At 73.7% G+C, this 14986-nt stretch carries 13 protein-coding genes; 4 read left to right on the forward strand and 9 right to left on the reverse strand.

Going from position 1 to position 14986, the window contains the following annotated elements; all coding sequences use genetic code 11:
• The first annotated feature begins 20 nt into the window (after positions 1–20).
• From ACN269_RS04225 to ACN269_RS04235, 3 genes are all read left to right on the forward strand, one after another.
• On the forward strand, positions 21–1370 hold the full coding sequence (locus ACN269_RS04225) for an MFS transporter (RefSeq protein ID WP_421471110.1): 1350 nt from the start codon (positions 21–23) through the stop codon (positions 1368–1370).
• Positions 1371–1396: 26 nt separating this feature from the next.
• Complete coding sequence (locus tag ACN269_RS04230) at positions 1397–2581, forward strand: hypothetical protein (RefSeq protein WP_421471111.1); 1185 nt, start codon at positions 1397–1399, stop codon at positions 2579–2581.
• Between the two features lie 219 nt (positions 2582–2800).
• Positions 2801–3142 (forward strand): RNA polymerase-binding protein RbpA, encoded by a 342-nt coding sequence (locus ACN269_RS04235; RefSeq protein WP_046564157.1) that lies wholly within the window; start codon positions 2801–2803, stop codon positions 3140–3142.
• A gap of 61 nt (positions 3143–3203) precedes the next feature.
• Here the strand turns inward: ACN269_RS04235 and ACN269_RS04240 are convergent, their stop codons facing one another.
• The 9 genes from ACN269_RS04240 to ACN269_RS04280 form a co-directional block, all read right to left on the reverse strand.
• A complete protein-coding gene (locus ACN269_RS04240; protein WP_421471112.1) occupies positions 3204–3722 on the reverse strand; it encodes an FxsA family protein in 519 nt (172 codons plus the stop codon).
• Positions 3723–3784: 62 nt separating this feature from the next.
• Positions 3785–4594, reverse strand: coding sequence for a polyprenol monophosphomannose synthase (locus ACN269_RS04245; RefSeq protein WP_421471113.1), 810 nt, complete (start codon positions 4592–4594; stop codon positions 3785–3787).
• 34 nt (positions 4595–4628) lie between these two features.
• Positions 4629–6239, reverse strand: a complete 1611-nt coding sequence (lnt, locus tag ACN269_RS04250; RefSeq protein WP_421476193.1) for an apolipoprotein N-acyltransferase — start codon at positions 6237–6239, stop codon at positions 4629–4631.
• Between the two features lie 561 nt (positions 6240–6800).
• Positions 6801–8132, reverse strand: a complete 1332-nt coding sequence (locus ACN269_RS04255) for a glutamate mutase L (protein ID WP_421471114.1) — start codon at positions 8130–8132, stop codon at positions 6801–6803.
• The gene (locus ACN269_RS04260; RefSeq protein ID WP_421471115.1) at positions 8129–8518 is read right to left on the reverse strand and encodes a hotdog domain-containing protein; all 390 of its coding nucleotides are present in this window, start codon (positions 8516–8518) and stop codon (positions 8129–8131) included. Before ACN269_RS04260 ends, ACN269_RS04255 begins: the two co-directional genes overlap by 4 nt.
• On the reverse strand, positions 8515–9264 hold the full coding sequence (locus tag ACN269_RS04265; protein WP_421471116.1) for an OAM dimerization domain-containing protein: 750 nt from the start codon (positions 9262–9264) through the stop codon (positions 8515–8517). The genes ACN269_RS04260 and ACN269_RS04265 overlap by 4 nt, the downstream gene beginning before the upstream one ends.
• On the reverse strand, positions 9257–10819 hold the full coding sequence (locus ACN269_RS04270; protein WP_421471117.1) for a lysine 5,6-aminomutase subunit alpha: 1563 nt from the start codon (positions 10817–10819) through the stop codon (positions 9257–9259). Before ACN269_RS04270 ends, ACN269_RS04265 begins: the two co-directional genes overlap by 8 nt.
• Positions 10816–12381 carry an amidohydrolase gene (locus tag ACN269_RS04275; protein WP_421471118.1) on the reverse strand — a complete coding sequence of 522 codons (1566 nt, stop codon included), beginning with the start codon at positions 12379–12381 and terminating at the stop codon, positions 10816–10818. The genes ACN269_RS04270 and ACN269_RS04275 overlap by 4 nt, the downstream gene beginning before the upstream one ends.
• A 4-nt stretch (positions 12382–12385) precedes the next feature.
• On the reverse strand, positions 12386–13435 hold the full coding sequence (locus tag ACN269_RS04280; RefSeq protein ID WP_421476195.1) for a zinc-binding alcohol dehydrogenase: 1050 nt from the start codon (positions 13433–13435) through the stop codon (positions 12386–12388).
• A gap of 153 nt (positions 13436–13588) precedes the next feature.
• On the opposite strand from ACN269_RS04280, the gene ACN269_RS04285 reads away from it, so the two are divergent.
• Complete coding sequence (locus tag ACN269_RS04285) at positions 13589–14980, forward strand: KamA family radical SAM protein (RefSeq protein ID WP_421471119.1); 1392 nt, start codon at positions 13589–13591, stop codon at positions 14978–14980.
• Positions 14981–14986: the final 6 nt, after the last annotated feature.

Here is a 14986-nt window from a genome sequence, read left to right on the forward strand (position 1 = left end):
ATTGTGGGAAGGGTGCGGCGATGACCGGGCTCGACCGGCGGCCCCCGGCCGCCACCGACGCGACGCTGCCCCGCGGCCCCCTGGCCGGGTTCGCCGCGGGCTCGCTCGGTATGGGCATCTGGGTGACCGTACCCGGCCTGCTGCTGCTCTACTTCCTCACCGACGTGCTGGCCGTCGGGCCGTGGCTGGCCGGCCTGGCGCTGCTGCTGCCGAAGATCGCCGACGTGCTGCTGCACCCGTGGGTCGGGCACCGCGCCGACGTCGAACAGGCCCGCCGGGGTGACCGGCGACGGCTGCTGCTGCTCGGCTGCGCCCTGCCGGTCGCGTTCGCCGCGCTGTTCGCGGTGCCCGGCGGCCTGACCGGCGCGCCGGCCGCCGCCTGGGTGGCGGTGGCCTTCGTCGCCGGCAACCTGCTCTTCGCCGCCTACCAGGTCCCCTACCTGGCCACCCCGGCCGACCTACGCATCGGCTACGACGAACGCACCCGGCTGATGGCGTTCCGGATGGTCGTGCTGACCCTCGGCATCCTGGCCTCCGGCCTGCTGGCCCCGCTGCTGAGCGGCGGCGACGCCGCGACCCGGGGCGGTTACCAGCGGATGGGCGTGGTCCTGGCCGTCGGGATGCTGGCCGCCATGCTCGTCGGCGTGGCCGGCATCGCCCGGCTGCGCGGCGTCGCCTCGGACAGCACGGCGCCGAGTCACGGCGGGTGGCGGGCGCTGCGCACCGCCCTGCGCGACAAGCAGTTCCGCCCGCTGGTCGCCGCCTACCTCGCCATGTCCACCACCACCCACCTGGTCCTGGCCGGGGTGCCCTACTACGCGGAGTACGAACTGCGCGCCCCCGCCCTGACCACGGTGCTGGTGGCCGCGTTCGTCGCCCCGGCGCTGCTGGTCACCCCCGCCTGGCTGGCGCTGGCCCGCCGGATCGGCAAGCAGCGGGCGCTGCTCGGCGCGCAGGGCGCCTTCGCGGCCGGGTCGCTGGTGCTGGCGGTGGGCCGCCCGGCCGGCCTGCCGGTGCTGGTCGGCGCGGTGGCGGTGCTCGGGGTGGCGTTCGCCGGCATGCAACTGCTGCCGTTCTCGATGCTGCCGGACGTGATCCGCGCCGCCGGCACCACCGGAGCGGGCACCTACACCGGGGTGTGGACGGCCACCGAGGCGACCGGCGCGGCCCTGGGCCCCTACGCGTACGCCCTGTGCCTGGCAGCAGGCGGTTTCGTGGCGTCGACCGCCGGTGAGTCACCGGCGCAGCCGGACGCGGCGCTCGCGGCCGTCCGCTACGGCTTCGGGCTGCTGCCGGCGGCGGCGATGCTCGCCGCGGTGCTGCTGCAACGCCGCTACACCCTCGACGCCACGGCCCGAGCGGCGACCTGAGCGGCCGGCACTAGACTTCGCCCTCGATGGACGCCCCGCTCACCTCCGCCGAAACCCGCCCGTGCGCCCACTGTGGAGCGCCGGTTCCACAGCGTGTGGGCGCGGGCCGCCCGTTCCGTTACTGCCGCGACAACGACGGCGCCTGCCAACGCGCCTCGCGCAACAGCCGGATGCGCCACCGCAACGCCCCCGGCCTGCCCGGGCAGGTGGCCCGCACCTGGGAGGCGGTGGACCGGCTCGACCAGATCGTCGAGACGTTGACCGAGGCGCTGCACGCCGAACTGTCGCCGGTGGGCGTGCAGCGGCAGCTCGCCCAGGCCCGCGCGGAGGCCGCCACCGAGGTCGCTGCCGCGCAGACCGAACGCGACGAGGCCCGCGACGACGCCGAGACCGCCTCGGCCGACGCGGCACGCGCCCGCGAACAGGCCCGCACGGCCCGCGCCGAGGCGGACGACGCCGTACGGCGCGCCGAGGCCGCCGGGCACCGCGCCGACGCGGCCGACGAGCGCGCCCAGCGCGCCGAGGCCGCCCGGGACCAGGCCCGCCACGACGTCAGCGCCGCCGAGGCGCTGCGCGCGCAGGCCGAACGTGACCGCGACCAGGCCCGCGCCGAGGTCCGGGACCTGCGGGCCGAACGCGACACCGAACGCCAGCGCGCGATCGACGTGACCGTCGAGCGGGACGCGGCGCGCGCCGACGCCGAACGGGCCACCCGGGACGCCGCCGACGCGGGCGAGCGGGCCGCGCGGTGGCAGGCCGAGGCGCAGGACGTACGCCGTCAGATCGACCAGGCCCGTGCCGACGCCGCGCGGACCCGCGCCGAGGCCGCGGACGCCGCCCGGGCCCGGGAACAGGCCGAACGGGCCCGTGACCGCGCCCAGGCCATGGCCGCCGAGGCCGACGGCGCCCGGCAGGAGGCCGCCGAGCTGGCCGCCCGGCTCCGCGCGGAGTTGACCGCCGCGACCGGGCAGCGCGACACGCTCACCGCCGAGCTGACCGCCGCCCGGCAGGCCGCGGCCACCGCCGAGGGCCGGCTCACCGCCCTGACGGTACGGCTGGAGGCCGCCGAGGCCGACCGGGACGTGGCCCAGCGGCGTGTGGCGCAGCTCGGTGACCAGGTCAGCGACCTGGCGCTGGCGCTGGCCCGCCTCGGTGCGGCCGCTCCCGCCGCGGGCGCTTCCCACCCGGATGCGACGCCGCCGCAACCTTGACCGCGTCCGGGCGGTTAGGGCGTGTGTCATAGTCCTCGCACGCTCTAACATCCCCCGGTGGCGGTCACGACACGCCACCGCCGTGGCGTCCCGGTCGTGGCCGGCTACCCTTGGTCCCGGCCCACCCGTGGACGCCTCACGCCCTCGGGCGGGAATGGGGCGACGGGAACGCGCCGTTACACCCAGAAGACCAGCACCACGAACGAGGGGAAGTCGATCATGGGCGAGCGTATGCTGCGCGGAAGCCGGCTGGGCGCGGTCAGCTACGAATCCGACCGCAACACGGAGCTCGCGCCGCGTCAGACCCGCGAGTACCTCTGCGCCAAGGGCCACCAGTTCGAGGTGCCGTTCGCCGTCGACGCCGAGGTCCCGACGACCTGGGAATGCAAGTTCGACGGCAGCGTCGCCCGACTCGTCGACGGCAGCGAGCCGGAGCAGAAGAAGGCCAAGCCGCCGCGTACCCACTGGGACATGCTGCTGGAGCGGCGTTCGATCGCCGAGCTCGAGGACATCCTCGCCGAGCGGCTCCAGGAGGTTCGTACCCGCCGCGGCCGCGCCTGAGCCGCACCCGCACGACACGGCGCCCCCGGGGTTTCCCGGGGGCGCCGTCGTGTGCGTGGGCTCAGTGGTGACGCGGCTCGACGATCTCACCCTCGATGGCCCGGCCACCGTCGACGACCACCGGCTGCTCCGGCTGGGGCGGCGGCTGCGGCGCACCCTGACGCACCCTGACCGTACGCGGCCCGAACAGGTCACCGGCGACCATCGACGACACCCGCCGCTCGGCGGCGCGTTGCACCCCGGCGCGGGCCAACCGGCGCACCGGCGGCACCATCAGCAACAACCCGATCAGGCCGCTGACCAGGCCGGGTATCGCCAGCAGCAGCGCGCCGGCCAACCCGACAAGGCCGTCGGTCACCTGCCGTCCCGGCGGCTGCCCGGCCCGCGCGGCGGTGCGGAACCCCCGCCAGGCGCGCATCCCCTCGCGGCGCAACAGCACGAGCCCCAGCAGGGACGCGGCGAACACCAGCAACACCGCCGCGCCGAACCCCACCGCCCGGCCCACGACGACGAACACCGCAAGCTCCAGCACCACCGCCACCAGCAGGGCCAGCGGTATGAACCTCAGTCCTCGGCGCATCTCACCTCATCGCCATCCCGCGGCCCGACACGAACCGCCCATCCAGCATGACACGGCCGCGCTCACGGCCACCGCACCTGACCGGTGGGGGTGCCGTGCAGACTGCGGCGTACCGCCTGCCGCCGGTCCTGCACACCCCACGCGGTGATCCGCCACAACGCCTCGGCGACGATGCGCGGACTCATCTTGCTGTCGCCGCGCTCCCGCTCGGCGAACGTGATCGGCACCTCCACGATCCGCACCCCGGCGCGGTGCGCCAGCCGCGACAGCTCCACCTGGAACGAGTAGCCCTGCGAGGTCACCGACTCCAGGTCGATGGCGTCCAGGGCGCTCGTCCGGTACACCCGGTAGCCGCCGGTGGCGTCCGAGACGGGCATGCCCAGCGCGAGACGCGCGTACAGGTTGCCGCCGCGCGACAGCAGCAGCCGCCGCAGCGGCCAGTTCACCACCCGCGCCCCGCTGGTCCACCGCGACCCGATCACCACGTCGGCGTCCCGGGCGGCCTCCAGCAGCGCCGGCAGGTCCTCCGGGGCGTGCGAGCCGTCGGCGTCCATCTCCACCACCGCGTGGTAGCCGCGCTCGCGCGCCCACCCGAACCCGGCCAGGTACGCGGCGCCGAGCCCTTCCTTGCCCCTGCGGTGCAGCACCTGCACGTGCGGGTCGCCGTCGGCGAGGGCGTCGGCGATCGCGCCGGTGCCGTCGGGGCTGTTGTCGTCGGCGATGAGGATGCCCACGGTGGGGGCGGCCCGGCGGACCCGCCCCACGATCGCCGCCACGTTGTCGGCCTCGTTGTAGGTGGGGATCACCACGAGGACCCGACCCACGCCGGGCACCTCGTCGGGACGCCGGATCGTATCGGTCGCCTGGATCACGGTTCCTCCGCTCCCGCCGGCGTACCGGCTGCTGCTATCCGGGCACGACCCGCTGGCGGCGGCGCAGCACACCCGCGCCGACCAGGGCGGCCACCGCCAGCCCGGCCAGGGCCAGCTCCGGCCACCAGCCGAGGCGGGTGGCGAGGGTACGCCCGTCGTCGAGCCGTAGCTGCCGCACCACGACCTCCCGGGTGTTGAACCCGGTGGCATCGCTTACCCGCCCGTCGGGGGCGACGAACCCGGACACGCCGACCGTGGAGGCCATCAACGCCGGGCGGCCGTGTTCGACGGCCCGCAGCCGCACCATGGCCAACTGCTGGCGGGCCTCGGCCTCGTTGAAGGTGGCGTTGTTGGTCTGCACCACCAGCAGCTGCGCGCCGCCGGTGACGGTGTCACGGACCACCTCGTCGTACGCGACCTCGAAGCAGATCACGTCGCCGAGCGTCACCGGGCCGGCGCGTACCACGCCCGGGGTGCTGCCCGGCACGAAGTCGCTGCGGATCAGGTCGACCTTGTCGCTGACCTGGCGCGCGATGTCCCGCAACGGCACGTACTCGGCGAACGGCACGGGATGCCGTTTGGTGTAGAGCTGCGTCAGGTCCGCCCCGGTGCCGGGTCGCCACAGGATGCCCGCGTTGCGGACCTGCCCGGGGCCGGGGCCGAGCAGCACCGCGCCGACCAGGATCGGCGCGCGGATCGCGTCGGCGGCCTGGGCGATGCGGGCCCCGGCGGCCGGGTTGCGCAGCGGGTCGATGTCGCTGGAGTTCTCCGGCCAGATCACCAGGTCGGGTCGCCGCTCGAAGCCGGCGACGACCCGGGCGGCCAGCTCGATGGTGGCGTCGACGTGGTTGTTGAGCACGGCTTGGCGCTGGGCGTTGAAGTCCAGGCCGAGGCGCGGCACGTTGCCCTGCACGATGGCGACGGTCACGCTCTTGCCGTCGCCCGCAGCGGCGACGGGCACCAGCAGGCTCACCACGCCCACCGCCACGACGACGCCGGCCGGCACGCCCGCCGCCCGCCACCACTCGTGCCGGGCGTCGCGGCGCGCCGCCCAGCCTCGCCACCCGGCGGCGGCGAGCAGACCACCGGTGAGGGCCACGGCGAAGGTGACCAGCGGCGCGCCACCGAGGGCGGCCAGACGCAGCAGCGGCGAGTCGTCCTGGCTGAACGCGAGACGACCCCACGGGAAACCGCCGAACGGGGTGCGGTCGCGCAGCGCCTCCTGCCCCACCCACAGCAGCCCGGTCAGCGCCGGCCACTGCCAGGGCCCCCGGTCGGCCAGCGGTGACACCCAGGCGGTGGCGGCGCCGAGCAGCGCCAGGTAGCCAGCCTGCAGCAGCGACAGCAGCACCCACGGCAGGTAACCGGTGTGCAGGTTCGTCCAGGCCAGCATGGGCGCGAACAGCGCCACTCCGGTGAGGAAACCCAGGCCGGCGCCGGCGCGCAACCGTCGCCGGTGGGCGGCGGCGGCCAGCAGGGCCACCCCGACGGGCGCGAGCGGCCACACCCCGTACGGCGGGAACGCCAGCAGCAGGGCCAACCCGGCGGCCACGGCCATCGGCGCGGCCACGCGCAGCGGCAGCGGCCGACCGGCGGCGACCGGCACACTGGTCACCGTGGGGACGTGACTCTCGTCCCGGTCCAGGGTCGTCACCGCAGCTTCACCTCGATCACCCGCCGAAGGCTACCCGGCCGCCACCCTCGCCCCGCCCCTGCTCCGCGATCTTGCACTTGCTGCGCAGACGAATGGGACATCTCCCACCCAACCGACGACAGGAACCGCAAGATCGGCGAGTTGATGGGGGTGGCGACACACGAAATCGGGGCGCGGCTTGCGCCGCGCCCCGATGCTCCCAGGCCCTTCCCGGCCGGTGGGGCGAGGATGGGGCACGCCGACCTTCGGACCGACCAGGCGGTTGACTGGCTGCCCCCGCCGGGCCGTTGTCTACTGGCCGTGCACCTCACCCTGCCCGTACACCGGTAATCGCGGCCGGTTCGCGCCGCCCCGCCGACCCCCGCCCGCTGGACCTGGCCGCCGCGACGATGACGCTGAAAACATGTCGCTCGGCCAGCGGACGAAGGGACGAAGCGAACAACAGCCGCTTCCCGTGGTAGGACTCAAAGACGGTACGTGCTGCACCCCGCCTCCTGTCAACCCACCCCGGCCTGTCGTGTGTTGCGCCACGGCGTGTCGGATCGGTGTGTCTCACTGCGGGCACAGATGGTGGCGCAGCAGCGCCTGCGCCGCCGCCCGGTGCTCCTCGGCGAGCAGCCCACCGGCGGCCAACACGTAGTCGACGTCCACGACGGCGCGGGCGGCGCGCGGCACCGCCCACCCGCCCGCGTGGTCGGCCAGGACCGCCGCCAGCACCCGCCCCGACGCGTCGGCCGGCGCGTGCCGCAGCGCCCCACCGGAGCCCACCAACAGCCGTACGTCCCGCAGGTCCCGCCCGGCCCGCTCGCCGGTGGCGACACCACGGGCGTGCCGGCGCAGCGCCACCGTCGCCGCCAGGGTGGCGATCCGCGCGTCCACGGCCCGCTCGGCATCGTCGCCGGCCAGGAACGCCGGGTCGGCCGCCCGCCGGTCGGCGGCGGCGGTGAGGTCGCCGGCGTCGGTGAGCAGCCGCTCCTCGACGGCGGCGCGCACCACGCCCGGGGCGCTCCACCGCATGCCGAGATCACCCTCGACGGTGCGGGCACGCCACAGGCTGCCGGCGACCTCCCGGCCCGGCCCGGTGGCCCGCTCGTCGGGCGTGAGCACCGAGTACACGTCCGTGGTGGCCCCACCCACGTCGACGACGGCCAGGTCACCGCCGACGGTGTCGGCCAGCACCTCCACCCCGGTCAGGACCGCGTCGGGCGTGGCCGCGCGGACCAGCCGCGCGAAACGGGTGCCCCGGGACAGTCGTTTACCACCGATGACGTGTCGCAGGAACACCGCCCGGATCGCCGCCCGCGCCGACGCCGGCGCGAGGACCCCGATGCGCGGCAGCACATTGTCCGCGCCGCTCACCGGCACCCCGGCGTCCGCCAACAGCGCGGTCAGCTCGGCGCGGACGTCGGCGTTGCCCGCCAGCACCACGGGCGTGCGCCAGCGGGCGCGGGCCAGCCGGGTCGCGTTGTGCCGGATCGTGTCGGCGTCGCCGCCGTCGGTGCCACCCACCAGCAGCACCACGTCCGGGCGGGCCGCCCGCAGCGCGGTCAGGGCCGCCGCGTCGAGCCGCCCGGCGGCGGTGTGCACCACGTGCGCCCCGGCGGACAACCCGACCCGCCGGCCCGCCTGCGCGGTGACGAGGGCCTCGTAGCCGATCACGGCGAGTCGCAGCCCACCACCGGCGGACGAGCAGACGTACCACGGCACGTCGCGCAGCCCGAGCCCGGCGGTGGCCGCCGTGACCGCGGCGTCCAGGCCGCGCAGCACGTCGCTGCCCACCGTGGTGGGCGCGGCCGCCGCGCCGACCAGGACACCGGCGGCCAGGTCCACCACGGCCGCCTTGGTGTACGTGGAGCCGACGTCCGCGCAGACCGCGAAGGTCACGCGGGTACGACCACGGTGCCGGTCGCCGTGACCGCGACGATCGGCGGGTCGAGGACCTCGGCGGCGGACGCGGAACGGTCCGGGCGGCCCCGACAGACCACCGCGCAGCTCAACTCCAGGGTGCGGCTGCGACTGCCCACGCGGGACACCTGGGCGGTCACCTCCACCACGTCACCGGCGTGGATCGGCGCGGTGAACCGCACGTCGGAGTACCCGGCGAACAGGCCCTCGTCGCCGTCCGTACGGATGCACACCTCGGTGGCGACGTCACCGAACAGTCCCAGGGCGTACGCCCCGTCGACGAGGTTGCCGGCGTAGTGCGCGTGCGCGTACGGCACGTACCGCCGGTGCGTCACCGTCAGCCCCAGCCGCGGGTCGTCGCTCATGCGTTCGCCTTCCGTTGCGTGATCAGGGCGTGCACCAGGTAGCTGGCCACCTCGCCCGGAGTGGTGCCCCGACCGAAGATCCGGTCGACGCCCAACTCGTCGGTCATCGTCTCGTCGAAGCGGGGACCGCCGACGATCAGCAGCGGCCGCCTGCCCGCCGGCATGGCCTCCCGGAACGCCGCTGACATCTCCCGCGTGTTGTGCAGGTGCGCGTCGCGTTGGGTGACGACCTGCGACACGAGCACCGCGTCGGCCCGCTCGCGCCGGGCCGCCTCGACCAGCTCCGGGACGCTGACCTGCGCACCCAGGTTGGTGACCTTCAGCTCCCGGTAGTACTCCAGGCCCTTCTCCCCCGCGATGCCCTTGACGTTGAGGATCGCGTCGATGCCCACGGTGTGCGCGTCGGTGCCGATGCACGCCCCCACCACGGACAGCTTGCGCCGCAGCCGCTGCTTGACCACCGTGTTGACGTCCTTGGCCGACAGCAGCGGGAAGTCCCGCTCCACCACCTGCACCGCGTTCAGGTCGACGAGGTGGTTGACCCGCCCGTACACGACGAAGAACGTGAACCCGTCGCCCATCGGTTTGGCGTGCACCAGCATCGCCGGGTCGATGCCCATCTTGTTGGCCAACTGCACCGCCGCGCCCTCGGCCCGCTTGTCGTGCGGCACCGGCAGGGTGAACGACACCTGCACCATGCCGTCGCCGGTGGTGTCCCCGTACGGCCGAACGATCGCCTTACTCACGACCCGCCTCCAGGATCTCGGTGGCCGGGTTGTAGTAGTCGCCCTCGTGCGCGGCGACACCGTCGAGGCCCTTGCCCCGGTCCGCGGGCCGCTTCATGATCCCGAAGGTGCCCTCGGCGATCGCGGTGAGCAGCGTCTGCTCCCCGATGCGCTCCAGCAGGTCCAGGGCCTCACCGAGCACCTGGTTGGCGCGGCGACGGATGAACCCGCCCGCCGCCGGAACGAAGTCCTCGTGCAACCCACCGGCCGCGCCGAGGACGTACCGCACGTTCTGCAGGGCGATGTCCCGGTCGGACAGCCACGGCGTCACCACCGCCTCGGTCATCATCCCCACCAGCAGGATGCCCTGACCGGTCAGCGTCCCCGCCAGGTTGAAGAACCCGTCGAGCAGGTTGCCCCGGAACACGTCACCGGTCATGTGCTTGGTGGGCGGCATCCACTTCAGCGGCGCGTCCGGGAACAACTCCCGCGCCAGCAGGGCGTGCGCCAACTCCAGCCGGAACGACTCCGGCACCTCCGGGTTGATCTCGAACGCGTGCCCCAGCCCCAACTGCCAGTCCGCCAGGCCCGCCTCGTGGGCGAAGAACTCGTTGAGCAGCTGCGACACCGTCACCGTGTGCGCCTCGTCGACGGCGTCGGCGGTGGTCAGGTAGTTGTCCTCACCGGTGTTGATGATGATCCCCGCCCGCGCGTGCACCTGCCGGGAGAACCGCTGGTCGACGAACGTGCGCACCGGGTTGATGTCGCGGAACAGGATCCCGTACATCGAGTCGTTGAGCATCATGTCGAGGCGTTCCAGGCCGGCCAGGGTCGCCATCTCCGGCATGCACAACCCCGACGCGTAGTTCGTCAACCGCACGTAGCGGCCCAACTCCTTCGACGACGCGTCCAACGCCGCCCGCATCAGCCGGAAGTTCTCCTGCGTGGCGTACGTCCCGGCGAAACCCTCCCGGGTGGCGCCCTCGGGCACGTAGTCCAGCAACGACTGGCCCGTCGACCGGATCACCGCGATCACGTCCGCCCCGGCCCGCGCCGCCGCCTGCGCCTGCGGAATGTCCTCGTAGATGTCCCCGGTCGCCACGATCAGGTAGATCCAGGGCCGCTGCGCCGGGTCACCGTGCCGCTTCACGAGCCGGTCCCGCTCGGCACGCCGCCGGTCGATCCGCCGGATCCCCGCGCCCACGGCCTTGCGCGCCGCACTCCGGGCCGCCGTCGCCGCCCGCCCCGACGGCACACCGAACCGCACCGACCCCGCGGCGGCCTTCTGCGCCAGCAACGTCACGTCGGTGCTGCCCTCGCGCACCAGCGCGTCGAACACCGGCGCCGCCACCCCGTGCCCCAGACCGACGTCCGCGACGACCGCGTCGACGAGCCGGTTCACCCACGGAATGCCGTCCGGATCGGCGCCCGTCACCCCGGCCAGGCGCAGCACCGCCCGCTCCACCGACACCGTCGTGTGACTGCGCGCCAGGTCGACCACCGGCTGCCCGGCCCGACGCGCCAACTCCCGCGCCCGCGCCACCAACACCGGATCAAGATCAAGCTTCCCGGTCACGACGACCCTTCCTCGTAGATGACCTCACCGCGCAGCACCAGCCGCCGACACACCGGCAGCGGCGTCGGATCGTCCGGGCCCCGCAGATCCGGATCCTCGGCCAGCAGCACCGGCAGGCCCCGATCGACACCGGCCGGCGTCGACCACACCGCGAACGTCGCCGGCGCGCCCAGCGCCAGCACACCCTCGACGTCCAGGTGCACCGCCCGCCACCCGCCGCGGGTGTGCGCGGCGAACGCCGCCCGCACACTCATCCGCTGCGCCGGGTTGTGATGCGCCGCCGCCGCCCGCACCGACCCCCACGGGTCCAACGGCGTCACCGGCGAGTCCGAGCCGAACGCCAACGCCACACCCACCGAGTGCATCGCGCCCATCGGGTTCGACTCCAACGACCGCTCGAGACCCAACCGTGCCTCGTACATCCGACCCGCACCGCCCCACAACCGGTCGAACGCCGGCTGCATGCTCGCCACGATCCCGTACTCCACGAACCGCGCGATCATCCGCCGGCTCATGACCTCGGCGTGCTCGACGCGGTGCCGGGCCGCCCGCAGCCGCTCCACGCCCAGCGTCGCCGCCGCCGCCCCGAACCCGTCCAGGACCGTGCCGATCGCCGCGTCACCGATCGCGTGGAACCCGCCCTGCAGGCCGTGCGCCGCGCAGTCCACCAGATGATCACGCACCTGCTCGACCGTCAGGTACCCGTGCCCGCAGCCGTCACCGTCGCCGTACGGCTGCGACACGTGCGCGGTGCGCGACCCCAACGCCCCGTCGGCGAACAGGTCCCCGCCGGCGCCCACCGCACCCAACTCCCGGGCCCGCGCCGCGCCACCCAACTCACCCCAGTACCCGTACACCTCCGGCACCCCCGCGCCCGAGATGCCCAGCAGGCCGGTGAAATCCTCCTCGTCGGAGATCTCCGGACCGCCGCACTCGTGCACCGCGGCGATACCCAGCGACGCCGCGTGCCCGAGCGCCACCCGCTGCGCCGCCACCCGCTGCGCCCGCGTCACCGACCCCTGCGCCGCCGCCCGCACCACATGGTGCGCATCGCGCCGCAGCCAACCCGACGGGTCGTAACCGGCCGCGTCCACCACCTGCGGACACGCCGCCAGCAACGCCGACGACACCAACGCCGAATGGATCGACGCCTGCGACAGATACACCCGCCGACCACCGGCCGCCCGGTCCAACGCCGCCGCGTCCGGCAGCGTCACGTCCGACCAACCCGACTCGTCCCAGCCGTGCCCCAGCACCACCGCGTCCGCCGGCAGACCCGCCGCGAACGCGGCCACCGCGTCCAGCACCTGCGCCGCCGAACGCGCCCCGGACAATTCCAGCCCGGACAGCGCCAACCCGGTGTCCGTGGCGTGCACGTGCGCGTCCACGAACGCCGGCGTCACCAGCGCCCCGCCCAGGTCCACCACCCGGTCCGCCGGCGGCGCGTCACCGTCCGTGCCCAACCAGGTGATCCGCCCACCGGACACCAACAGCGCGGTCGCGCTCGGATCCGCCGGACAGTGCAACACGCCGCCGCGGTACAACGTCGAGGGGTTCGTCATGACCTCAGTCTGCCGCGATCCGCGCCGCGAAAAGCCGGCGCACCCCCGGCTCGGCGCGCAGCAACCCCAACGCCAACTCCGCGTGCCCCGGCACGTACCCGTTGCCCACCAGCATCGTCACGTCCGCCGCCAGCCCCTCCGCGCCCAACGCCGCCGCCGAGAAGCTCGTCGCCATCGAGAAGAAGATCACCGTGCCGCCGTCCGCGGTCGACAGGATCGCCCCGTGCTCACACCCCGGCACGTCCACGCAGACCACCGTCACGTCCGCCGGCGCACCCAACGCCGTGGTCACCGCCGTGGACAGGCCCACCGGATCCCGCGCGTCCGCCACCGCCACCACCGACGCCAGCCCGGCCGCCGTCAGCGCGTCCCGCTCGGCCGCCACCGGAACCACACCGACGGTACGGGCCGCGCCCGAGCGGCGCGCCGCCGCGAGGGACAACGACCCGCTCTTGCCCGCACCACCGATCACCGCCACGCGCACCGGCGTCGGATCGCCGGCACGCCGCCGGTCCTCGACGTACCGCGACACCACCCGCGCCGTCAACGCCGGCGCCCCGCACACGTCCAGCACCGCGAGGGACAGCTGCGGATCCTCGTCCTCGGGCAGCACCGCCGCGATCGACCGGGCGAACAGGATCGCCCACCCGTCACACGGCACCTGCTCGCTGCGCCCGTCCCAGCGGGCCAACCCGTCGGTGACGACCAGCGGCGTGAGCGTCAACGACACCAGCGTGGCGACCCGCTCACCGGCCTTGAGCCCCAACGGGGAACGCCGACCGGCCTCCTCGACCGTGCCGATCAGCATCCCACCCGAACCGGTCACCGGGTTCTGCATCTTGCCCCGGGTGGAGATGATCTCCAGCACCTCGGCGCGCACCGCGTCACCGTTCCCGCCGTGCTTCTCCGACAACTGCCGGAAGCTCGCCGCGTCCAGGTTCAACCGCTGCACCCGGATCCGCACCTCGTTGGGCGCGATCGCCGCCGACGCGTCCAGGCGCCACGCCGCCTGCGGCAGCACCCCCGCCGGTTGCACGACGCGGTGCAGTCCCACCGGTGACGTCACGCCAACCTCCCCTGCGCAGCCGCCCGAAGCCCCGGCCAGGGCTCGCGTAACGGGAAAACTTACGGCAGACTAATTTCTTTGCCGAATATTTTCCAGTAGCCTTCGAGCTTCGAAGATCCACCGCCGCACCGAGGAGGGGCCGTGACCCAGACCATCCCCCAACCCCGTCACGCCCCGGTCGCCACCCCGACCGCCGGGCAGCCGTACGAATACCACCGCCGCCCCCTGGTCGAACCCGACTGGACCCGCTTCCCCGGCTGGCGACACGTCACCCGCGACCAGTGGGAAAGCGCCCAATGGCAACGGGTCAACTGCGTCAAGAACATCAAGCAGCTCCGCGCCGTCCTCGGCGACACCATCGACGACACCTTCTACGCCGACCTCGAAGCCGACCAGCAGGCACTGGCCACCATGTCCATGCTGGTGCCGCCACAAATGATCAACACGATGGTGCCGTTCGAGGCGATGACCACCGAAGCGCTGCTCGCCGACCCCATCCGCCGCTACATGATCCCCGTCGCCTCCGACCGGCGCACCGACTGGCCCTCACACCCCTACGCCAGCCGCGACAGCCTCCACGAGCACGACATGTGGGTCGCCGAAGGCCTCACCCACCGCTACCCCACCAAGGTCCTCGCCGAACTGCTCTCCACCTGCCCGCAGTACTGCGGACACTGCACCCGCATGGACCTCGTCGGCAACTCCACCCCCGCCGTCGACAAACTCAAACTCACCCTCAAGCCCGTCGACCGCTACGACGCCCACATCGCCTACCTCAAGGCCCACCCCGGCGTCCGCGACGTCGTCGTCTCCGGCGGCGACGTCGCCAACGTCCCCTGGCGCAACCTCGAGTCGTACCTCATGCGGCTCCTCGACATCGAAACCGTCCGCGACATCCGGCTCGCCACCAAGGCCCTCATGGGCCTCCCCCAACACTGGCTCCAGCCCGACGTCGTCGAAGGCCTCGAGCGGGTCGCCCGCACCGCCGCCCGACGCGGCGTCAACCTCGCCATCCACACCCACGTCAACCACGCCCAGTCGCTGACCCCACTGGTCGCCAAAGCCGCCCAGACCGCCCTCGACGTCGGCGTACGCGACGTCCGCAACCAGGGCGTCCTCATGCGTGGCGTCAACGCCACGAACGCCGACCTGCTCGACCTCTGCTTCGCCCTGCAAGGCGAAGCCGGCATCCTGCCGTACTACTTCTACATGTGCGACATGATCCCCAACGCCGAACACTGGCGGGTCCCGGTCTGGCACGCCCAACAACTCCAGCACGACATCATGGGCTACCTACCCGGCTACGCCACCCCCCGGATCGTCTGCGACGTCCCCTTCGTCGGCAAGCGCTGGGTCCACATGCTCACCGACTACGACCGCGAACGCGGCATCTCCTACTGGACCAAGAACTACCGCACCTCCATCGAGTCCGCCGACCTCGAAGCGCTCAACAAGCGCTACGCCTACTACGACCCCATCGACACCCTGCCCGCCGACGGCCAGCAGTGGTGGACCGACCACCGCGACGACTGACCCCCC

Origin of the sequence: Micromonospora sp. WMMD736 (assembly GCF_049179015.1) — a bacterium.
Lineage (GTDB): Bacteria > Actinomycetota > Actinomycetes > Mycobacteriales > Micromonosporaceae > Micromonospora.

What these genes read in the sequence shown, in the direction of transcription:
- ACN269_RS04230 (WP_421471111.1), top strand. Translation starts at nt 1,397, where the DNA reads ATGGACGCCCCGCTCACCTCCGCCGAAACCCGCCCGTGCGCCCACTGT.
- ACN269_RS04275 (WP_421471118.1), bottom strand. Translation starts at nt 12,381, where the DNA reads ATGACGAACCCCTCGACGTTGTACCGCGGCGGCGTGTTGCACTGTCCG.
- ACN269_RS04235 (WP_046564157.1), top strand. Translation starts at nt 2,801, where the DNA reads ATGGGCGAGCGTATGCTGCGCGGAAGCCGGCTGGGCGCGGTCAGCTAC.
- ACN269_RS04240 (WP_421471112.1), bottom strand. Translation starts at nt 3,722, where the DNA reads ATGCGCCGAGGACTGAGGTTCATACCGCTGGCCCTGCTGGTGGCGGTG.
- ACN269_RS04260 (WP_421471115.1), bottom strand. Translation starts at nt 8,518, where the DNA reads ATGAGCGACGACCCGCGGCTGGGGCTGACGGTGACGCACCGGCGGTAC.
- ACN269_RS04225 (WP_421471110.1), top strand. Translation starts at nt 21, where the DNA reads ATGACCGGGCTCGACCGGCGGCCCCCGGCCGCCACCGACGCGACGCTG.